At 43.1% G+C, this 21,719-nt stretch carries 12 protein-coding genes; 7 read left to right on the top strand and 5 right to left on the bottom strand.

What is annotated here, in order from left to right:
• Positions 1-310: 310 nt before the first annotated feature.
• From K2W90_06310 to K2W90_06295, 4 genes are all read right to left on the bottom strand, one after another.
• Complete coding sequence (locus K2W90_06310) at positions 311-1,786, bottom strand: hypothetical protein (GenBank protein ID MBY0353949.1); 1,476 nt, start codon at positions 1,784-1,786, stop codon at positions 311-313.
• Between the two features lie 11 nt (positions 1,787-1,797).
• Positions 1,798-2,472 (bottom strand): hypothetical protein, encoded by a 675-nt coding sequence (locus tag K2W90_06305; GenBank protein MBY0353948.1) that lies wholly within the window; start codon positions 2,470-2,472, stop codon positions 1,798-1,800.
• A gap of 115 nt (positions 2,473-2,587) precedes the next feature.
• Positions 2,588-3,337: a Fic family protein gene (locus K2W90_06300; GenBank protein ID MBY0353947.1), complete on the bottom strand. Its 750-nt coding sequence runs from the start codon at positions 3,335-3,337 to the stop codon at positions 2,588-2,590.
• Between the two features lie 8 nt (positions 3,338-3,345).
• Positions 3,346-5,034 carry an OPT/YSL family transporter gene (locus K2W90_06295; protein ID MBY0353946.1) on the bottom strand — a complete coding sequence of 563 codons (1,689 nt, stop codon included), beginning with the start codon at positions 5,032-5,034 and terminating at the stop codon, positions 3,346-3,348.
• A 255-nt stretch (positions 5,035-5,289) separates the two neighbouring features.
• Between K2W90_06295 and K2W90_06290 the strand changes: the two genes are divergently transcribed.
• Positions 5,290-5,796: a hypothetical protein gene (locus K2W90_06290; GenBank protein ID MBY0353945.1), complete on the top strand. Its 507-nt coding sequence runs from the start codon at positions 5,290-5,292 to the stop codon at positions 5,794-5,796.
• Between the two features lie 49 nt (positions 5,797-5,845).
• On the opposite strand, the gene lon is transcribed toward K2W90_06290, so the two are convergent.
• Positions 5,846-8,197, bottom strand: coding sequence for an endopeptidase La (gene lon / locus K2W90_06285; protein MBY0353944.1), 2,352 nt, complete (start codon positions 8,195-8,197; stop codon positions 5,846-5,848).
• Between the two features lie 257 nt (positions 8,198-8,454).
• Here lon and K2W90_06280 point away from each other — a divergent pair, with 257 nt between their 5' ends.
• The 6 genes from K2W90_06280 to K2W90_06255 all read left to right on the top strand — a co-directional run bounded on the left by K2W90_06280 (position 8,455) and on the right by K2W90_06255 (position 21,715).
• Entirely contained in the window at positions 8,455-9,123 is a 669-nt protein-coding gene (locus K2W90_06280) for an ABC transporter ATP-binding protein (GenBank protein MBY0353943.1), read from the top strand.
• Between the two features lie 12 nt (positions 9,124-9,135).
• A complete protein-coding gene (murJ, locus tag K2W90_06275; GenBank protein MBY0353942.1) occupies positions 9,136-10,695 on the top strand; it encodes a murein biosynthesis integral membrane protein MurJ in 1,560 nt (519 codons plus the stop codon).
• 98 nt (positions 10,696-10,793) lie between these two features.
• Positions 10,794-13,559, top strand: coding sequence for a hypothetical protein (locus K2W90_06270; GenBank protein MBY0353941.1), 2,766 nt, complete (start codon positions 10,794-10,796; stop codon positions 13,557-13,559).
• A gap of 28 nt (positions 13,560-13,587) precedes the next feature.
• Entirely contained in the window at positions 13,588-14,877 is a 1,290-nt protein-coding gene (locus K2W90_06265) for a hypothetical protein (protein ID MBY0353940.1), read from the top strand.
• Between the two features lie 103 nt (positions 14,878-14,980).
• Positions 14,981-16,255 carry a hypothetical protein gene (locus tag K2W90_06260; protein ID MBY0353939.1) on the top strand — a complete coding sequence of 425 codons (1,275 nt, stop codon included), beginning with the start codon at positions 14,981-14,983 and terminating at the stop codon, positions 16,253-16,255.
• A gap of 81 nt (positions 16,256-16,336) precedes the next feature.
• A complete protein-coding gene (locus tag K2W90_06255; GenBank protein MBY0353938.1) occupies positions 16,337-21,715 on the top strand; it encodes a hypothetical protein in 5,379 nt (1,792 codons plus the stop codon).
• The last annotated feature ends 4 nt before the right edge of the window (positions 21,716-21,719 follow it).

Here is a 21,719-nt window from a genome sequence, read left to right as displayed (position 1 = left end):
AATTTAATTGCTATTAGATACAAATGTCCTAATCTTTGTAACTTGGATGTCTTATAATTCTACCAAAAGCTTTCAAATAGTCAAACGGGGTATATATGCGGTTTTTTTGTCCAAAAGAGCCGCTTTATGCTTTAAAAACAGGTTTTTTATGAGGTTTGGTTGTAAGGCTTTCCGGACTAATGGACATTAGATTGAAAAGTATTTTCAGTACAGAGCTTTCTTTTGTCAAAAACTTGCTAAACAATAAAAAAGGGGAGGTTTTTTAGCCTCCCCCTCAAATTTGGGCTTTTTTGATAAAAGTGCTGGTTTATTAGTTTATTGCGTAAAAAGGTGGTTTTTCTGGGTCTTGATCAAAGGTTAGAATGCCATCTTTTTCGAACGTAAAGTTCTCAAAGCCATTAATCCCTAGTGCTTGTAATTCAAAAGGGATTTGCGGTAGCCAGCGGCCAATAATGCTGCTGCGCATTTCCATATGGTTTGGGCTTGTAGTTTGGTATCCCAAGAGCCAGTTCATAAAGTCCATAAGCAAGGTAAGCCACCAGTCGTTGTCTTGCTCATTTTCTGGAATTAAAAATTCAAGGTTAACGGCGCGGTTTGGGTTTATGTCTATTTTTTGCCCGCCGAGCAGTTCTTGCAGGGGGTCGCCAGCTGACCAGCCATTAATAACGTAATGTACGGTGTCCATGTCCATAGGAAACTCTATTTCTTCAGTTGGTGTTACCAGTGTGTAAACAATATCGATATAATAATCATGAGTGGCTGGTTGGTTGTCGTGAATATCTGAGGTAGTTTGTATTTCTGTGATGATGTTAATAATTTCAGTTGTTGCTGCATCTTGGTTTGCTATCTCGTTTGTTTCTGGGATTTGAACTTCTTCAATTACTTGAGTTTCTGTTGGTGCTGTTTCTTGAACTACTTCTTGCGCTATTTGAGTTTGGACCAGAGAAATTTCTTCTTCAATTGATGCTTGTTGGGCAGGGAGTGCTTCTGCAAGTTCTTGCTCGATACTTTGTATCTCTTCGTTAACGGTGCTTATAGTTTCTTGTGTTGTTGGTGCTTCTGGTTCAACGGGTGCTACTGCTGCTTCAAGAATTTGTAACTCTTGTGCGATTGCTACTTCTTCTATGCCTGGCACTTCTTGCTCGAGTGTTTCTGTTTGTGTGATTGCTTGGATTGTTGGCGTAGCGAGCTCTTGAGTAATTTCTGGTGCTGGTTGTTCAACTGGCTCTGTTTCAAGCTCTGGTTCGCGTGTGGCTGTTGGTAACAGGTGCAAGCTTTTTAATAAGCTTGCTGTTTGTTCTATTTGTTGGTGTGCAATATAAAATGCTTGCCTAAAGTTTTTTATGTTGTTGTTAAATTTGTTGAATGCGTCTGTTATATCTCGAGAGTCGATTTCTCGCTTGCATTCTGTTGTTTCAATAGACGTTTTTGATTCGTTCAATAGTTGGCTTGCAATTGCAGCAACGTGTCCGCCGTAGCTGTGGGCAATGATAGAAATTTTATCATAGCCACTTGCTTTGAGCATGATAACCAATGTTGCAAGTTCTTTTGCCGCATTGATTTTTTCTATATCAAACAATCCACCAAATGGTTGTTCCCAGTAGTAGGGATAGATATCTGCATTACCGTTTGTTGCCTGTTCAACATTGCTATAAAACGTTGAACCGGGCAGCATCCAGGTATTTGAGGCGGCAAAAGCGCCGTGCGTGAGTACTATTGCATTTTTAGCGCACAGGCTGCTTGCAGCTGAAAAAGCAATAAGACTAAAAAGTAAAAGCTTTTTCATAAAAATCTCCTTTAAGCAACGGCCATGGCAATTTGAATAGCTATCTTGGCAGCATCTACTACTGCCGTCTGAACTTGGTCATCTCCGGCGGCGGCACAAAAGCACGCGCCAAAACGTTTTCCCCAACCTGGGCGTTGATCTTTTGGTAGTGCTTCCATGGTAGCATGTTGGTTTTTTACAATTGTGGCAATGCTATTGAGTCCTTGGACCATATCAGATTTGGCATTTGGGTTGTCTGCTAATGCTTGGGTTCCTGCTGATTGTATTTTTCCCATATCGATAGCGCGACTGCGAGCGCTTGGTGTTACTTGTCTGTATTGGTGGTTAAAGTCAGTATCATCATGATCTTCATGATGAACAATTTTAATGTTTTTTGCGCCATTTTTTGCGTATTCTTCACACAATCCTTGAACACTTGCCAAAGAAGTGTCATGTTTTCCTTGTGCTACTTCATGAACAACTAAATTAGGATTTTGACGTTCTTGTATGCGTAGTTGATGCAAAACTGCTAGAGAGTCTACTTCGCCATCACCTGTTTCTACTGATGGATCGTGAACAAAAATAACAACCCCTTTTCCTGCGCTGTCTGGTTGTGGCACAAGAGCTGAGCCTGCTGCAGAATAAACATGCGCACATGTTGCGCCTACCAAAAGTGCAGACGCGACAATAACTTTTATCTTCTTCATAAAATCCCCTTCTCCCCCCGGTCCCACCCGGAAAAAATAAATTCATAAAAGACATTCTACATTGTTTAATTATAGAGAAAGGGAATTTCCGAATACAAGGAAATTTCAAAATTGGTTATTTTTGATTGAGCGTTCGCAGCATTCTGAGATAATCTTTGGCGCTTTCCCAAACCATGCAGGAAAGAAAATTAATCATAGGCTCTTGGTTGTCTCTGTTGCCGGCTTTAACGCTCGTTAAATAATCAGCCCGAACAACTGGAGGAATAATGGTTATTGGGTAGCCGGCTTGTACCAACAAAAGATTGGCAAGCAGGCGAGCGGTGCGTCCGTTGCCATCAACAAAAGGATGGATGGTAACCAACTGGTTGTGCACTATTGCAGCATATTCAATTGGATGTTTGAGTTTCAATGTTTCTTGCTGATTTACCAAATTGTGCACAAGCGAGGCAATTTTTTGGGGTGCGGGAAATTCAAAATCTGAGCCGGTAACCAAAACAGGAACAAAGCGGTAGACGCCGGCTTGTGAGCTGTCGATTTTTTCAAAAAAAAGCTTATGCAAGGTGGTAATGTTTTCTTCGCTAAAACCGTGCTGGTTTACCAACGTTAGCAAGTGGTCGTATGCTTGTGCGTGTCCTACCGCTTCATAATGCTCGCGCAGTGTTTTACCGCCAATGGTAATACCATCTTCCAAAATAATTTTTGTTTCTGTTTCGGTCAATGAATTGCCTTCAAGAGCGTTGCTGGTGTAGGTAAGGCTGATTCTGAAATATTCTTTGAGCTGGTTGCGCTGAAAGTCGTTAAGGGGCGGGTAGCCAGCGATCTCTTTTTGCAGATCGTTTGCTACTCCAATTTTGTTTGAATACATAACGGTTCTTAGAACATTTTAAGAATCAAAGAAATAAGAATCCACAATGATTCGCATGCAAAAACGCCAGCGCAAAATGGCATATAGCGTTGTTTATTTTTAACAAATTTGGTACACAGGCCGCCAAGAATAAGCCCGAAAGAAATATGGTTTGGCATAATTATGCCGCCCAACGTCATGGTTGGGTTGACGCGGATTTGTCTCAAGAAAAGCCCGTACAAAAAGCCCATGCCTACAACATACGGATTAAAGTTGAGTGTTTGAATGAGTAGTGCTTTGGTTCTGCCGCGGTGAGCAAAGAGATCTTGTGAGCCAATGCCCAGCTTGGTAAACAATAGATATAAAATGGCGCCAACTGAAAGTGCCGTGACCAGTAGGCCTAACCATTGTGCGCCATGGAGCCGGCGCTGGTTGCTGCCAGCAAGTTGTCCCGATTTATAGTCAAACAGATAATCTGAAGCCGTTGCCGCGCAAATTGAAAAGAACATACAAATGACCGTAATTTGGATTGGGTTTGGTTTGAACAGCAGGAGCATGGGAATTAAAACAAATGTTGCAAAACGACCAAATTGAATCAGCCCAATCTCCCCGCCAATAAAACAAATCTCGTACGTTGCAATAACTGTTGAAAGTAAAAAAACTGCTTGTGAGAGCACACTAAAGTCTAGGTACCATAAGAGTGCTACCGAGCCGGTCAGAGCTGCTACCGTTTCGAGCTGGAACAAATTGATTTTTTTAAAAACCGGGTCATTGGCTATGTTTGGTTGGCGGCTTACTAAGCCAAGAGCTTTTTTAAGGCTGGTAAATGCCAGGCTTGCAACGTGAGCAATATTTGAAGCGTAAAGCTTAAAGCGGTTTACAATGATTGCGGGGTTTTTGGCCAGGCCGGCAAAAAAGTCAGTCAAGACCAGGCCGGAACAGAAAGCGGTAGTAAAGGTTATAAACTCAAAGGGCGTAAATAGATTTACTGAAAAATAGTTGGCATGGTTGTTGAGTGGATGCAAAACGTAGTAGCGTGAAATAATGCCTACCAAAAGCGGCACAGCTACGCCAAGGCCGGCCGTAAAACCAATTGACCACAAGGTTGGCCAAACTGACAAGGCAAAGACATTGCCAAAAACTGACGGAAAGAATTCTATAGTTTTGGGTATAAATCCCTTGAGCGCAAAGATACCATCTCGGGCTATACAAAGCAGGGTGGTGCCGGCAACGCCCCAACCAAGGCTTTTTGCTTGGCTTGCGTTGCTGTCTGAATCTACCACGCTGCAGGTAAGCTGGCTGACAGGAAATGAAAGTTTTTCTTGGGTGATCATGGGCTTTATAAAAAAACGGCCTAACATAATGCCAAAGCTGCCGGCTGCCAAGCAGCACAGGGCAATGAACAGGCAAAACTGCAGTGGGCTTGCAAGCCACGCGTTTAAAATGTGCTCATCCAAAAAATAAAGCATAGGCAGGGTAAAGCCAATCCCTGTGGCAATGGTACCACCAACTGCACCTACGGCTTGAGTAAAAATCAGTTCTTGTTTAACCTTGTCTGGACTTAGAGAGCCGGGACGCAGTTTAAAGAGTATTCTACCCACCAAAACCAGGGTAGGCGCCATCCACGGGCCAACCATGGTGGCGATTGATATGTACGACAAGGTTGCCGCACTAATGAGGGTAAAAAAAATACCTAAAATTAAGCTAAAAATGTTCATAGTGCCTACAATGTACTCAAGGTTAGGGTGCTCTGTCAATAACAGCTCTGGGTCAACCTTTTAAAAAGGCTGGCTGTAAAATTAGTTTGAAATGCTTAAAAAGTGCCTTAAAACCAACGTTTTTTACAAATTGAATTGTTGCTTTTCTTGTTGAAATGATTTACAATTAGAAATTGAAGGGGTATGTCTATGCGAGGGGCATACCTAGAATTTACCATAAACCTCGTCAAAAAGGGCCTTTGTAGGATATGAAGCATGAAGTATTTAACTAAAAAATATATCTTATACCTTGTTTTTACCGGCTTTGCGGCAGTAATTGCCGTCAGGGCGGGCTATCGCCTACTCAAGGAAGATGGCGAATCTGTTCGCACGCCCCTGCCATATCATCTTGAAAAAATGCGTATTCGTGAACTTACCGAAGGGGTTGATCCATTGGTTGGCGGCAAAGTTAGTACTTTTGATTTTGGTGAGCTCATCAGATTGATTGATCATTGTTCTGCGGTTAAGCGTGATTTTGTGGCTCGTTTTGATTATATGAGTCCAAAAAAATTGGATGTTGAGTATGTCTCTGGTTTGTTGCAAAGCTTGCTTTTTGAGCGGGTAAAGCTTCGAGATTATATTTGGGAAATTAAGGGTGGGTCGCGCGCGGCTATGCCCGTTAAAAAATATCGTGCGTTGATGTATTACATGGAAGTTCTTGATTTTAATATTGCTGATATGAAAGAACTTTTACGTGGGCATAGGCTTGCCAGTGAACAGTAACTAAGCATTAAAAAAGGGGCGGTACCAACAAGTACCGCCCCTTTTTAGACTAGATCAGTTTTGGCATGAGGACGTGACTTAGAACTTCTTTTACGTCATCGACCAGGAATATATTCATACCTTCTGCTATCTTTTTTAACGTTACCAAATCTTTTTGATTAAGCTTTGGTAAAATTACGTTGCACAGCCCATGTTGTTTTGCCGCCAAGATTTTTTCTTTAAGTCCACCAATTGGCAGTACCTTACCTTGCAAGTTTAGCTCACCAGTCATAGCAAAATCGCCGTTAATCTCGCGTCCTGTTAAAACAGAAAGCACGGAAGATAACAATGATATACCTGCTGAAGGGCCGTCTTTTGGAATAGCGCCAGCTGGCAAGTGGATGTGCAAGTCATAGCCGGTAAACATTTTGTCTTCAATGCCAAAATCTTGTGCGTGTGATTTTGCGTATGTCAAAGCTGCTTGAGCCGATTCTTTCATAACATCACCCAGTTGTCCGGTGAGCAAGAGCTTGCCGCTGCCGGGCATTAAAGCTGCTTCAACTTGCAAAATTTCGCCGCCAAATGGTGTCCATGCAAGGCCGTTGGTAACACCAATTTTGTGCGATCGAATTAATTGTTCCGGTTGAATCTTTTCAGGTCCAAGATATTTGGCAATGTTTTCTTTGGTAAATACTAATTTCTTATTTTTTTCAACCAAGTGGCGTGCATATTTTGAGCAGAGTTTTTGAATGTAACGGTCTAAATCCCGTACGCCAGATTCTTGTGTGTAATGTCGAATTACGTAATCAATCATTTCCGTGCTTAATACAAAGCCCTTTTCTTCAAGGCCTGAGTTTTTGATTGCTTTTTGAACAAGATGTTTTTCTGCAATCTCGCATTTTTCATCGTTGGTGTAGCCTGAAAGCTGAATAATTTCCATGCGGTCGCGCAGTGGGCCTGGGATGGCGCTTAAATCATTGGCAGTGGTAACAAACATGCATTGTGACAGATCAAAATGTACGCCAAGGTAGTTGTCATAAAATGTTTTGTTTTGTTCTGGGTCCAATACTTCAAGCAAAGCAGCTGATGGATCGCCACGATTGGACATCCCAATTTTGTCAATTTCGTCGATAATAATGAGCGGATTCATACTTTCTGCTTTTTTTATTGCTTGAACAAAGCGACCAGGCAGTGCCCCAACATAGGTTCTGCGGTGTCCACGAATTTCTGATTCGTCGTAAACGCCACCAAGTGAAATGCGGTAGTACGTGCGGCCTAAGCAATTTGCAATTGCTTTGCCCAGCGATGTTTTACCAACGCCTGGAGGTCCTGCAAAACAAATGATAGGAACGTTACAATCTTTTTTAAGCGATTTGATGGAAAGAAAGTCTAAAATACGATCTTTAATTTCATCAAGGCCGTAGTGATATTGATCTAAAACGTCTTGGGCGTGATTAATATCTAAATTATCGGTGGTGTAGGTGCCCCATGGCATAGACAATACCCATTCAAGATGTGTTCTAATAACCGTTGCCTCCATGGACTCTGGAGCAGTTTTTGTTAAGCGGTTAAATTGCTTAATGCATTCAATACGAGCTTCTTCGGTCAGTGGTAGCTCGTGAATTTTTCGTTGCAAATCTGAAAGATCCGTTTCGCTTTCTTCGCCAAGTTCTTTTTGAATGGCTTTCATTTGTTCACGCAAGTAATATTCTTTTTGTGACCGATTTATAGATTCTTGCGTTTGATGATAAATTTTTTCTTTCACGCCATTCAGCTCGTATTCTTTGGTAAGATAGTCGTGAATGCCGCTCAGCAGTTGATTGAGTGTTTTTTTCTCAAGTAACGCTTGAGCTTCTTGTACGGTCAAGTTGAGATGTGAAAGAATAAAGTCAGCGATGCGCATTGGATCTTGTATTTGTGAAAGAATAACTTGAAAGTCTGGACCAAATACGCGTCCGGATGATGCAATTTTTTCAACCAAAACAAGCAGTTGTCTGATTTGTTGGTCTGACAGCTCCACATCAAACTCTGCTTCATGAGGGTTTATTGTTTGTATGCGGGCTTCAAGGGTTTCGTTGGTTGACAAAATTTCTTCAACATGAGCTTTAACCAGCCCTTGCGTCAAAATTTTAATGCCCCCTTCTGGCAATTGCATAACGCGCATAATATTGCCAACGGTTCCAACTTTATAAAGATCACTGATGCTGATTGGATTTTGATAATCGTTAGGTTGTTGATGTGCTGCCAAAAGTAATATTTTGCGCGAACCTTCCATTGCCTCTTCAATTCCTGCGATAATTTTTTCGTCCAGAATGAGCAATGGCACAACCATCTGTGGAAAAACGACTACATCTACGGTCGGAATTACCGGCAATATAAGCGGAATTTCGTCCAATAAATAATCGTTGATATGTTCTTTCATGTCCTTCCTCCCCAAAATCTGAATAGTCTAAGCGAGCTGCGCTACAAAAATGCGTAGAGGCATTCTTGTAGGAGAAACAGGCATGTCCTGTGCCTGTTCACATACCAAGAATAAAAGATTTTCTTTCAGCAAAACAAGAGTCTTGGTAATATGACAAACAAGCCTGTGGTTTACGACTCAGTTTGTTTTTTGAAAAAAATAATTATGTGTCTCTCTTTGAGACACTTGAGCTCCTTTTTAACGTGAAGGTTGGTTGGATGGCCATCTTAAGAATGCAGGATATCAAAAAAGATTTTTGGCAGGGTGATAAGGTTTTGCACGTTTTGCGTGGCGTTTCGTATCAATTTGAGCAAGGCAAGACCTATGCGTTGGTTGGCGCTTCGGGTAGTGGCAAATCTACCTTACTGCATATCTTGGGGGGCTTAGATATTCCTGATCAAGGGAATATATTTTTTGAAGGTCAAGATATTTTTAAGCTTGCTGACAAAGATCAATTTCATAATCAGCATCTTGGCTTTGTTTTTCAATTTCATTATTTAATCAAAGAGCTGACCGTTTTAGAAAATATTATGCTGATGGGTATGATCAAGGGTAGCAGTCAGCAAGAGTGCCAAAGTCGTGCGCATGAGTTACTTGAAGCGGTTGATTTGATCGACAAAATAACGAGCTATCCTGAGCAACTTTCTGGTGGGCAGCAACAGCGTGTGGCTGTAGCACGTGCACTGTTTAATAAGCCAGCATTTTTACTGGCCGACGAACCAACGGGTAATTTGGATGCTCAAAGTGCTCAACGTTTGGTTGAATTGTTGCTTGATGCTGTGCGTAGCTGGGGCATGGGTTTGGTTTTGTGCTCGCATGACCAGGCGGTCTATGAAAAAATGGAAACCGTTTTGTTTATGCACGATGGTGTTTTAACTCAACAATAAAAAAGGTAGACAGTGAATCTTCATCTCAATAAGCGTGCGATTGTGAATAAAACGGTACAAGTTGGCGTTGCGACATTAATTAGTCGCTTCTTGGCAATTTTTCGCGAGTTTTTACAAGTGAGTTTTCTGGGCATTGGCGGTATTTCAGATGCGTTTATCACCGCGTTTAGAATTCCCAATTTTTTTAGGCATATGTTTGCTGAAGGTGCTCTGAATGCTTCGTTTGTGCCAATCTTTGTGCGTGTGGTAAAAGAGAAGCGTGAGCATGCCGATGGTCTCATGAGTTTATGCTTTCTTTTTTTACAGGGTATTTTACTAGTTTTTTATCTGTTTATCTTTTTTAAGACTGATGCGGTGATGGCGGTAATTGCGCCGGGCTTTTCTTCGTTTCAAGTTGCTTATGCCGTTAAGTTTTTGCGCATTATGTTTCCCTTCATTTTTTTAGTTTCGGCCAGTGCCTTATTTGGTGGCGCGCTTAATGCGGTTAATCATTTTGCGGTGCCGGCTTTTGGTCCTGCGCTCTGGAATGTGTTTTATGTTATTACACTTGGCTTGTGCTTGTTATACCAACTCAGCCCATTGTATTTGTGTGCGGGTGTTATTATTGCCGGTGTTTTGCAACTGGCCATGACAGCTGTTGCCTACTTCATGCATAACTTTAAGTTTGGCACAATAACGGCTGATTCTTGGTATCATTTTAAACAAATTATTCTCAAATTTATTCCGTACTTGATGGGTGTGAGCATTGTAGAAATTAACTTGTTTGTTGGTGGCAGCATCGCTTCGTTTTTACCAACCGGTTCTGTTTCGCTCTTGTACTATGGCAGTCGATTCATGAATATCCCGTTGGGTGTTTTTGCGGTTGCTCTTTCAAATATCTTATTGCCCCATTTTTCACGTGTCGTCCTTTTTGCGCCCAAACGCATGAGTTTTTATTTACTTGAAGTTCTTAAGTTTGTTTCGTGGGTTATTGTCCCGGTAACACTCTTTTTTGCATTTGTTTCATACAACTTGTTTGACACGCTCTTTTTGCTCCGTAAAAGTGCCGATCCTGCACAGCTTGAGATTGCGGCTCAAATTTTAGTTATTTATCTTGGCGGGCTTTTGTTTTTTTGTATTAATAAAATACTCATGAGTATGCTGTATTCGCTCAAAGATACGCGCTCAACCATGGTAGTTACCGGCCTTGGTGCTGGTGTTAACGTGGTGGGCGATTTGATTGGTATGTACTTTTTTGGTGTTCACGGCATTGCAGCAGCGGCTTCGGTTGCTGGTTTGGTTATGACCGTTGGCTGTATTTATTTGTTGGTTACCAAGCATAATATTAAGTTTTATGCAGCTTCTTACGGTACATTTTTAATCTCATTGTGTGGACAAGTTGGGTGTGCAACTGGCTTGTTTCTGATTGGCTTTCATGGTGCTTTAACACTGGCTGGCGCTGTAGGTATTACCTTTTTTGCTTCGCGCGTTGGCTTTTGGTTGTTATCACTTTCTTTGGCTGGATTACTGTTTTTGTTCATGATGGCCACCAAGCGTTTGTTTGGTTTGAAACTTTATTTTCTTGGCAAGTAAACACACGAGCTATTCATTGCTTTTTTTTGATCTCAAAGATAAGCTTCTGAAGTGAGTTTTAAGGAATTAGAGTAACTTCTTGGGAGAGGAGACTTTTTGTGAAAACTAAACGTTTACTGAGTGTTTTTATTACCTTTTCGTTAGGTAGTGTTTCGGTATTTTCTTCGGTTCATGATAGTAATATTGAGCGTTCATCAATTGCCAAATTTTTTTCTGCAACGCCAACGCGCTCGGTTTCGGGTGTTCAAGACGATGACATGAGTAAGCCCATTACTTTTGCCAAAACATCTGGCGATGGTTTTGGGACGTTCTTTTTGGGAACTGACCAGGCAGGCAAAGAAGATAGTGCCATAATTAGCACCAGTGTGGTAAAAAATACCGATGGAACTTCAAAAATTGTTGTTACGCCGTTGGCCGGCCTTGTTTATGATGCTACCGGTAAAACGGTAGACAGCCCTTTTAAAGATCAAGTAATTGCACAAATGAAGTTGGTGGGCCCTTCAAATAATCAAATGTTGGCCGTGGTTAATGATGATGATGCTAATCCAAATGTTTATGTGATGGTAAGCCCGCGCGATGGTTTGCGCGTGGTAAGTAATGCTACCCCAACCGTTGTGCCAATCAAAGATACCAACTTAGAAAATATTGATAAAACGCCCTTGGCAGTTGAAGGTACCGATGCGTTGGGCCTTTCAGACCGTTATTTCTTTGCTGCGGTAAAAGCAAAAACTGCAGGGAAGGACCCTGGTATTGCGTTGTTTCAGGTTAAAGATAGTGTGCTGACGCAAGTTGATCCGCAAAAAGACACGGTAATTAAAGCGCAAGCAATTGTGCTAGCTCCGGAAAGTGATATGGTTGATGGCAACGGTATTAACAAAGTTGCAGGCCTGTCATTTTATGCTGATGCTAATGCTGCAAATAAAATGGCTAACGCAACCGAACCAACAAAGTATGATCTTCATTGGGACCAACAATTGCAACGTTTGTATGTTGCGGTTGATAAATCTAAACGCAATGCTACTGATAAAGACGGCGGTATCGTTGGTATTTTGGTTGGTGGTTTTGACGACAATAATAAAGCTTTTGTAAAACCATTGGTACCAAATCCACGCTCCGGCATGTTTACTGATGACCAACAAATTGTTGGCTTTCATCGTTCAGATGCTCAAGCTGACGATTATGCGGTGAGCGTTCCGCGCGTACGCACCATGCACACCAGCACTGGTAAAGATTATGTAATTATTAATGGCGGTGTTGCGTTAGATGGTGATACTGACAATCTTAAAACGTTAGTGCACGCGCTTCCGGTGTTGCCAGCTACTCATGATTACGCTGGTCAGTTGGCACGAGTAAACGGTGCCAATGCCTACACGCGCGCAGGGCTAGATATGGCCGAAACAACGGTAGAAGCGTTACAAACAAATCAAGGTGATGATGCGGCAACGGTTGGCCAAGACCTAACAAAAATTGGCGGTGCTGATACTGACGTTGCGATCAACGAGATGATCGTTGTTGGTGACAGCGTTTTTGTTGCGGTTGGCGGCGGTGACCGTCCAAACCAAAAAGAAAATGGTATTTTCCAAAGTACCGCGTTGTTTGATAGGGATGGTAATATCAGAAAATGGACTGAGTGGCAGCGCGTTGCAGGAACCACGGATGCGGCTTTTGGTTTTGATATCAACAGCACAAACGGTAACTTTCAATATTTAACGTCTTCCGATGGCGATCCGACAAAACCGCTGACAACAATCAAAGGAACTGCCTGGGGTACCAGTGCGCAAGTGACCGATGGCACAAGTCGCGAGTTGACCGACATTTTGCAAAAAAACTTTCCAGATGGTGTGTACAGTGTTGTTAACTTTGACGAGCATACGCCAGGCTTTCTTGATGGTGAGTTTTCTATGATGGTTGCGGTTGGTGTTGACAAAGTGGCGCTGATTGAAACGGGAAAAACTGATGGGGGCGCGTTTACGCCGACCGATAAATTTGTTGAAGGTACCAATGTTTTTGTTTTTAATGATCAAGCGCTTAAAGACATAGCACCAATTGTTACTGCTGATTTATTGCGCAGTACTGACAAAGAAGCGGGCTATTTGTACGTTGGTGGTTATCACGGTGTTGCTCGTTTGCAAGATGGTGGTGGCAATGGCTTTGATAGTGATGCCGGGCTTAAAGAGCTTGCAGCTGGCGCATTTCCTGGCATGGGCTTTTCATTTAAAGAGCTTGGTGATTTTGAAAATGTAGTTAAAGTTGCGTGTGATGGTGATGATCATGTTGATGTGCTCAGTCTTGAAGTGTTAAATGCGCTTTTGGATCAAGATTTAATGGGTGCCAATGCTATTGCGCAACCATTTGGTACCGATTTGGTGGTAACGCCTGACTTGCGTATTTTTGCAACAACGCAAGGGCTTTTCAAGACCGATGACGGTATGACTATTACGCAAATTCCTGAAGTTACAACCCTGCCAATTGGTCTTGCGTATATTTCTGAAACAAAAGGAGCTCCTTCAACAAAAGGCAACTTGTATGTCTTGGCTGTTGATCGTGATGATGACAGCGGCGTGCTTCACTTGTTTAATGTTGATGGCACTGATGTGACGTTAATAAAAAATACGGCGGTTGACCTGCGTGCTTTTAGAGAAAGCTTTACAACTGAGGGCGCCTTTTTCTTTAATCAACAACAGCGCGATGTAAACCAATCTGATTTACTACGCTTTGGCACGCGCGACCAAGCAAGTGCGTCGCTGACCAGTGCGCTTGGTATTGATACAAAAACCAATACCTACATTGGCAAACCGGTGCGTGACACAGCAACGGGCGGTTTTGTGGTACCTGGTCAATTTGGTGTGCGTGTTAACGAATAATTGATAATCAAAAAGAGGATTATTGCACATGAAAAGAAGAATATATGCTCTCGGGCTTTTCATCGCGGTGTTAAGCGTGCATAAAGTACAGGCCTTTGCGCCGGTAAACTTTTTCCGGTCGTACGATTATGCACTGCGCTTTCCCTACATAAAAAATAGAACTGCCAGTTTTGGTGTTTTTAATGCCGAATATGGCGCACGTTGCACTGGTTTGAACAACGACGATGATCGCCGCAATGTTTTAGCAATTCACAACGATACAGAGTCGGCAATTAGTATGACCCGCAACCCCACCTCTTCGGTTGAAATGGCCATGGGGGCGCCGTTGAAGGGTTTGTACGATACCTTTGACGATGTTGATTTGCAAGGGCACCAACAATTGCGTGGTAAATTTAGTGGGCTTGATTTTACGTTGTTTGCAAGTTATGTGCTACCGCTCAAAGCTGAAGATGGAATGTTGGCAATTAGCGCGCACCTTCCCATTGTGTGGCGTGAAATTAGAGCAAAAAAAACGCTTATTACTGATTTGACACAAGTTGGTCCACTAACGCCACAAGGCGCTAATATCAAAACTTATTTGACTGATGATTTAGTTAAAAATGTTAAAGAGTTTGGTGGCTTGAATCTTGCCACCTGGGACAAAAGTGGGATTGGCGATTTGGATATTTTGCTTGAATGGAGCAATCGCTACAAACAAGATAAAGAATATCTAAAATTGGTTATGTTGTATGCCAAACTTGGCTTGAGCTTTCCTACCGCGCGTGAGCGTGACCAAGACCAAGCATTTAGCATGCCGCTTGGCAATGACGGCGCCTGGGGTATTCCGCTGGGTATTGCTATGGAACTTGGTTTTGTGCACAACGTGCGTGTTGGTATTGATGTCGATTTTTTACTGTTGTTTGATACAAAAAAAGAATATCGCATGAAAACTGATAAAAATCAGACTGACTTTTTGCTGCTCAACAAGGGTTTAGCAACTAAAGAATATGGGTTTACTTGGCAGTTTCATTTGTTTATTCAAGGCTTGCGCATTTGGGAAGGTTTGTCGGTCAAAGGTGCTTACCAATTTGTAAAGCATGATGATGATCGTTTAATTCCGCATAACAATGTCTTTGATTTTTCAGTAGTTAACACTGCTAACAATTTGAAAGAATGGAACGTGCATAATCTTATTTTTACGGCTAATTATGATTTCTTTCATGATTGCAAAGATTGTGCAGTCAATTCTCAATTAAGTTTTTTCTATAAACTACCGGTTGATGGAAAAAATATTATCGACAACCATTCGGTTGGCGGCCAATTTTCTCTGCTATTTTAAACGCGAGCCCAGCAAGTGCTGGGCTCTTTTATTTCTTCTTCACTTCTCCACAATCTTTGGGTTAGACTGGTTTGCGTAACGTTTGTGACTTGAAAGGGAGATCATGAAGAAGTATAGTCTGTTAGTGTTTTTTCTTATCAGCTTTCCAGCTGTTCAGGCATTTGCGCCAGTCAATTTTTTGTCGCCCTACGATCCGCTGTGGCAGCCGTACCATACGCATGTGTGTGGTTTTGATTTCAGCCTTGGTATTGAATCTGGCAGCAAAGGCTCGAGTAGTGATATTAAAGGTAATCGGCAAACATTGCTTGGTGTGTACAACCCAACCCAGTCAATTATTCCTATGCTTGAAAACCCGCAGGGCAGTGTTGCTTCTGCAGGAGCTTCTGCAATTTTGATGGGTTTTATGACCGCTGGTGGTCCGTTTACCGACGACGGTACGCGTGGCAATGTACGCATGTTTGCAACGTTTAAAGAAACCAATATTAATTTAACGGGTGGTTATACGTTTAATATTTCCGGTCTTCCTGGCTATTTTACTATCAATCTTTATCTGCCAATCAAAGATATGCGAGTAAGCGATTTTATGTTTCAAGATCTTACGCAATCTAATTTTATGTCAGAGCTTGCTATGCAAGCGTTTATTCGTGATCTTGCAAACCAAGCGCAGCAACTGGGCGGTTTGAGCCTTGATAATTGGCACGAGTCGGGCCTTGGCGATGTTGTGTTGTTGTTGGAATGGTCAAAAAAAATAATGCCTTCGTATGGCAAATTAAAAGTTATCACACCATACCTGCGGTTTGGAGTGAGCATGCCAACCGGTGAGTCTGTTGATATTAACAAGATGTTGAGCATGCCGCTTGGTAATGGCGGGCAGGTGGGCTTGCCACTTGCTGCCGGTTTTGATTTTGAGTTTGCTGGGCACTTGCGTGCTGGTGTGTATGCAGAAGTTATGTACTTTTTTGATCACACGCACGAACGACGTTTAAAAACAGCCATAACGCAAACAGAGCCCTTGTTGCTCAATGTTGGCAATGCCACCAAAAATTTTGGTTCAACCTGGATCTTTGAAGCGTATGCCGAAGCATTTAAAATTTGGCGAGGCTTTTCTGTAAAGCTTGCCTGGCAGTATGTTCATCATGATGATGATAAATTATTTACCAAAGACCCAGCGTTTTCTAACGATATTATCAATACTGCTAATAGCTTAAAAGACTGGACCATGCATAATCTGATGTTGCAAGGTACGTACGATTTTTCAAAAGAATTTGATCAAACATGGCTAACGCCTTACATCGGAATTTTTTATAAATTTGGTGTTGGCGGTCAAGGAATTATCGACAACAATACTGTTGGAGGTATGTTGGGCGTGGGCTTTTAGCATCTTCTTCACAATTGAGAATCACCCTGGTTAAACTTTGGTTCATGATCTGAATAAAAGCTTGGAGAAAGGATGAGGAAAATGAAGAATCGTAAGCTATTGCTGAGTCTTTTGCCATGGTCACTCGTGTTGGTTCTATGCTTTTCCGCTCAAGCTCATACTAAAAAAATTACACTTCCTGAAGTAATTTTACACAATGCATTTGTGGAGCAAGAGCAGGAAGTGCCCAGCGCCGTTTTTGGCAACGTTCAGCTGCCGGTTTTGGCGCCGCGTCCAAAAGCAACCATGCCCGAAGTTGTTGTGGCAGATATCGTGGCTGAGCAAGAACAAGAAGTTCCCAGCGCAGTGTTTAGTGATATTCAGTTGCCAGTAGCGGTAGCTAAACCTAAGCCTGCGGCTTTGCAGCTTGTTGACCAGGTTTTTAGTGAGCAAGAGCAAGAAGTTCCTGGTGCCGTTTTTGATAGCGTTCAGTTGCCAGCACCAACGCCACGCCCAAAGCCTGCCATGCCAGAAGTTGTTGTGCTAGATTCATATGTTGAGCAAGAGCAAGAAATGCCTAGTGCGGTGTTTGACAGTGTTCAACTTCCCGTGCCGGTACCTAAACCAAAACCAATTGCGAACAACAAAATAAGTAAGCCCGCTGTAGTGGTTCAAGCATCGGCAGAGCAAGAACAAGAAATGCCTGGAGCGGTTTTTGACAGTGTGCAGTTGCCCACACCGGTGCCTGTACCGGTTGCCAAACCAAAACCGGCGGTTAACAAAATTAGTGCACCAACAGTTGTTGTGCCAGCAGAGCAAGAACAAGAGTTGCCTAGTTCGGTAGTAACCAGTTTGCAATTGCCAAAACCTGAGCCAGTAGCACCGCCAAAACCACCAAGTCATAAACCGTCAGCAACGCAAGCCCCAAAGCCTGTTGCCAAGCCGGTGGTAAAACCAGGTGCAAAGCCAAGCGTTAAACCAGCAAAGCCTGTTGTTTATAAGCCGCTGCCGTCGTTTACCGTTGGGGCCAATGAATTTGAAGAAGCATCGCATGTTGTGGTGAGCGATTTAGCAAGCTCTCATGAAAAGCCGGCGGTAACTGGTGTTGCTTCTGCGGTTGACTATGAAGTTGCTATGCCAGAAGTTGTAGTTAATGATTTGTCGGTTGATTATGAAGGCAATGTTGTTGGCGGTCAGGCAAGCGTTGGCGACCAAGCATTTGAGTTTTCAATTATCGATAATCAAGTTGCTATTCCTGAAGCTATTTTTTACGATTTCTTTGATGTCAGCAGACCTACTGATCAGCAACAAATAAGTAAACCAAAACCTAAACAACAACGACCAAAACCTAAACCTGCACAATCGGTTGTTGTTGCCAAACCAACTGTTGAAAGTGCACAAACAATTACCATTAATCGTGATCAGTTGCGTGAAGAAATTCGTGTGGTGCTGCAAGAGTTTTTACAACAAGCATTGGCAAGTTTGGGTGAGCAAACCAGCGATGGAACGCGCTTAGTTCTTAAACCAGTGCTCATGCAGCAAACTGCTGTAGCACAAGAGCGTGCGACTGAAATGGTTACGCCGCAAGATTTTGATTATGAGTCAACGTATTTTGAGCAAGCGCCAACAGAGCGTGCTGCCTCAACGCCAATGGCAATAGCTGCCGTTGATGTTGGACCAACTGTTTTTGGCGGAACTGATCGCTTCTTTTTAGGTTTTGCAAGCGACGAGAGTACGCTGGTGCGTGCATCGCTTGGTACCTCGACAGAGGGCCAAAAGATTGTGCAAACAACACCAATGGTTTCAGAGGCTGGTGGATTTTTGTTTAATGGCTCTGCTTTTGATGTTGCAACTAATCCGTTAAAAGATGCGGGTACCGCGCACTTGGCACTTGCAGGCAGTGATAAAAAATTAGTGGTGGTGCCGATTGGTGATCCTGCAATTTTTGATCCAATGGCGGGGTTGGATGCTCTTGCTGTTGCAAAAAATCAGCATGGTGCTTCAGTTTATTTGTTGCCAGTTGACGATGGCTCACGGGTGATTACGCATAGTGATCTTACCGGTGGCGACGCTGAGTTTATCAAAGACGCCGCTGGTGTTTCAATTAACCAACAAATTGTTGCACTTGCCGCTTCACAGCCAGATCAGCTTGATAAAGCATTAATTTTTGCAGCAGTTGCTGATGGGGCTTTAACTGCAGAGCTTAAAGATGCAAGTACTGCTATTCTTGTGAATATGGATTCGCTAAAAACGTGGGCATCAGATACCGTTGTTGATACTGGTATGACTAAGTTAATTTACGATGGTGCCACAGACGTTTCTGTTATTGATGGTGTCAATCGTGGCATTGCTGTGCTCAAATTTGCGCGGGATGGTGCAGGCAATGCGCTTGAAGCGCTACAAGTTGTTACGCACGATGCTACCAAGCTGAGCAGTGCGCGCAAGCTGCGTGTTGATGCTGAAAGTGATGGCTCAATTCGCAAAATTGGTGTCACTGAAAAACCTGCGCAAACGCTTGCGTTTTATGCGCCGGGCGATCAAGAGCCAATAACGCGTGCGCTCATTGGCGCTGATGTTGATATGTTTTGGGATGAGCCGTTGCAGCGTTTGTATGTTGGCTTGTCTGATGTAACGCGCGGGCACGAGATTGGCGCAGTAACAGACAAATCTGGCGGTGTGTGCTCGGTGATGGTTGGTCAGGTTGATGACGCCAATCAAAAAATTACGCTCTATCCTGTTATTAAAAACCCAAGTGCATATCTTTTTGCTGATGATCGTGACCCCGATCATGCTCCAGGCACTCCGGCGGATACGGGCAACTTTAACAAATATATACTCGGTTTTTACGAAAAAAATACTAAAGCTGAGGATTTGTTTGCCAGTGCGCGTGCGGTGCGTACCATGCACACAAGTACGGGCAAAAGTTATTTAATTGTGAATGGCGGTGTTGGTTCGCGTACTAATAATCCGCGTAACGTGAGTACGCAGGTTTATGCGGTGCCGTTGGCCGACGACGGTTGGGTTGGAGCTTTTGATAAAACCAGTAGTGCTGTTAAACCAATTGACTTTGCGCCAACGTTTGAAATGGTTCGAACGAATGTTGAAGTTGCAGTTGCAGAAGTTGATGGGTTGGTTTCTGGCAATCGCAAAACAGCAACAACAGCAATAAAAAATCAAAATCCACCAGACACTGCCAACGCAATTGCTTCGACAGTTTTGGAAGAAGTTTATAAGTTCGATAAACGTGTTACTGCAGCAAATGCTGTGCAAGTACGTGTGGCCGATCTTGGTATTACCAATCCGGTTACTGTTGCTGCAAACAAGGTTGTTGGAACAAGTGCGGGTGGCATAGCTGGGGCAATTCTTGCAGATAGAATTCGCGATGTTTCGGCAAAAACAACTCTTAATGCAGCGGCGAAAAAAGCTAAAAAAGGGACGGCGCATACAAAAGATGGCGGCGCTGCCGGAGCGATTCATGCAGGCGCAGGCTGGGCGTTGCACCAAGCGTACGAAGGAACGTTCAGAAATGATTTTTTGCAAGAAGTTAAAACTATGCATTTGAATTCGCAAGAACGCAACATTGTTGGTGCTGACCCTCAATTGCTTTCGTTTGATTTACAACTAACGCTTACCGACATTCAAGTTCACGGTGATACCATTTATGTTTCTGTTGCTGGCGATCGCGATGTTGAGCATCGTGGCGAGGCGGGCATTTTTGCCAGCAAGGCATTGTTCGACGATACGGGCATGATTCGTGCCTGGACGCCATGGCAGCGCGTAATGGGCCGACCAGACAAAGTGTATGGTTTTGATTTTGATGATCAAACAAGTAACTTTTGGTTTGTGACAGAAGATGCTGACAAAAAAATAAACACGGTGCGCGTGACGGAGTGGGGCAAGGGCGACAATGCTTTGCACAGTGACACACAAACCATGGATGCACCACTTTCTGCAGTGCTTGACGCTGCATTTGCCGATGTTGGCGGCGTGCTAGGCCTGCACGATTTTTCACCAGACACGTACGGATTTAAAGAGCGTGATCCAAATTCAGCAACTCAAGAGTTGCGCTACGAACAGTTTGGCATGATGGTTGCCACTGGCCATGGCCGTGTTGCGCTCATTGAAACTGGTCGTTTTGCTAATAACGTTTTTGCGCCAACAGCGCCTTTTATCAGTGATCCAAATAGTGAAGTGTCGGTAAGAATTTTTAGTGCCAGTGATGCTGATGGTGCCAGTGTTGCTCTTGGCCAGCTTGGTGCTATAACCTGCGCTGAAGTGGCTCAACTGCCGTTGAGTGATGCTGCGGCCAACACCGGCCGCTTGTTTGTTGGTGGCCAACATGGTGTTGCGGTATTTACGCAAGGCTTTACCGGCAAAGGTTGGGATACGCGTGCAAGCCTTGGTTTGAGTAAATTTTCAAATAGCGCGGGCACGGCAACGTTTCCTCGTGGCAAGAATTGGCGCTTCTTACAATTGTTGAGTTTGGATACTACTACTGGCAAGACAACAAATATTTTTAAAAATGTGCGGCGCATTGTTTCTGACCAAAATAAGTTTTTATACATTTTGACGCGTGACGCTCTTTATCGCATTGATATGACCAAGGTCGAAACGAGTGGTCGCAGTATTTTTGAACAAGATGCAGTAACCAGATCGCAGGCACATATCAAAGAATCAAACTTGGTAAAAGTTGCTAGTATTTCTGAGTCGACTGATGGCGCAGGAACAAAATTATTTGATTCCGAACTTGATGAATTTTTTGATGTCATGGTGCTCAAGCGCGATGCGCGTGGGTCGGTAGCGCCGATTAACCTTGCCAATAATCAAACAACGTTGCTGCTGGCAACCACACGTGGTTTGTATGCAAACACGCCTGCTACCTTGACTGATAACTATAAAAACAAAATGCCAATGACTATCGAAACAATTGCCTGGGCATTACAAAAAGATCTTGGTCCAACACTCATGTTTGAGTTTTATGCAAAATCGCGTGGCAACCGCATGGTGCAAGATGTTAATCAGCCTGATGCGACTAAAAAAGTTAATGTGTTTACCGCCGAAGGCAATTTGTATACCTTTGCTTTGGACAAAAATAAAGAGTTTTTAGCGCGCTATCGCTTTAATGTGAATGATGGCGCTATCAAGCAAATTAAAGAACCATACGTAGATAGTGCCGGTATGAAAACCGATTATTTTTTTAAAGTTGGTTCTTTTGAAGAGCCGGTAACCGATGCAGAGTTTTTGGGGCCGCTAGATTTGTATGCGCGCACCAAGCATTTTGGTGGCGATAATTTTGTTAATTCAATACCGGTGCGTCCAGAGTCCAGCAAGTTTATAAAAGATCCAATAACAGGCGAATTTACAGAAATTGACTTTGATCTCAGCTTAAGCTTGCCGTTGCAGCAAGCACGACTGGTACAAGATTCGGCATCGGGTGCGGTGTATGTGCCGGGCGAGTTTGGTGTGCGCGTGAATGAATAAGGAT

The organism is Candidatus Babeliales bacterium (assembly GCA_019749895.1).
In the GTDB taxonomy this organism is placed as follows: domain Bacteria; phylum Babelota; class Babeliae; order Babelales; family RVW-14; genus AaIE-18.
Note: the sequence above shows the minus strand (reverse complement) of the source record. Positions and strands in the feature narration are given on the sequence as shown.

Coding starts and splice junctions, on each gene's coding strand:
- K2W90_06310 (MBY0353949.1), bottom strand. CDS start 1,786: ATGAAAAAGCTTTTACTTTTTAGTCTTATTGCTTTTTCAGCTGCAAGC.
- K2W90_06305 (MBY0353948.1), bottom strand. CDS start 2,472: ATGAAGAAGATAAAAGTTATTGTCGCGTCTGCACTTTTGGTAGGCGCA.
- K2W90_06300 (MBY0353947.1), bottom strand. CDS start 3,337: ATGTATTCAAACAAAATTGGAGTAGCAAACGATCTGCAAAAAGAGATC.
- K2W90_06295 (MBY0353946.1), bottom strand. CDS start 5,034: ATGAACATTTTTAGCTTAATTTTAGGTATTTTTTTTACCCTCATTAGT.
- K2W90_06290 (MBY0353945.1), top strand. CDS start 5,290: ATGAAGTATTTAACTAAAAAATATATCTTATACCTTGTTTTTACCGGC.
- lon (MBY0353944.1), bottom strand. CDS start 8,197: ATGAAAGAACATATCAACGATTATTTATTGGACGAAATTCCGCTTATA.
- K2W90_06280 (MBY0353943.1), top strand. CDS start 8,455: ATGGCCATCTTAAGAATGCAGGATATCAAAAAAGATTTTTGGCAGGGT.
- K2W90_06265 (MBY0353940.1), top strand. CDS start 13,588: ATGAAAAGAAGAATATATGCTCTCGGGCTTTTCATCGCGGTGTTAAGC.
- K2W90_06260 (MBY0353939.1), top strand. CDS start 14,981: ATGAAGAAGTATAGTCTGTTAGTGTTTTTTCTTATCAGCTTTCCAGCT.
- K2W90_06255 (MBY0353938.1), top strand. CDS start 16,337: ATGAAGAATCGTAAGCTATTGCTGAGTCTTTTGCCATGGTCACTCGTG.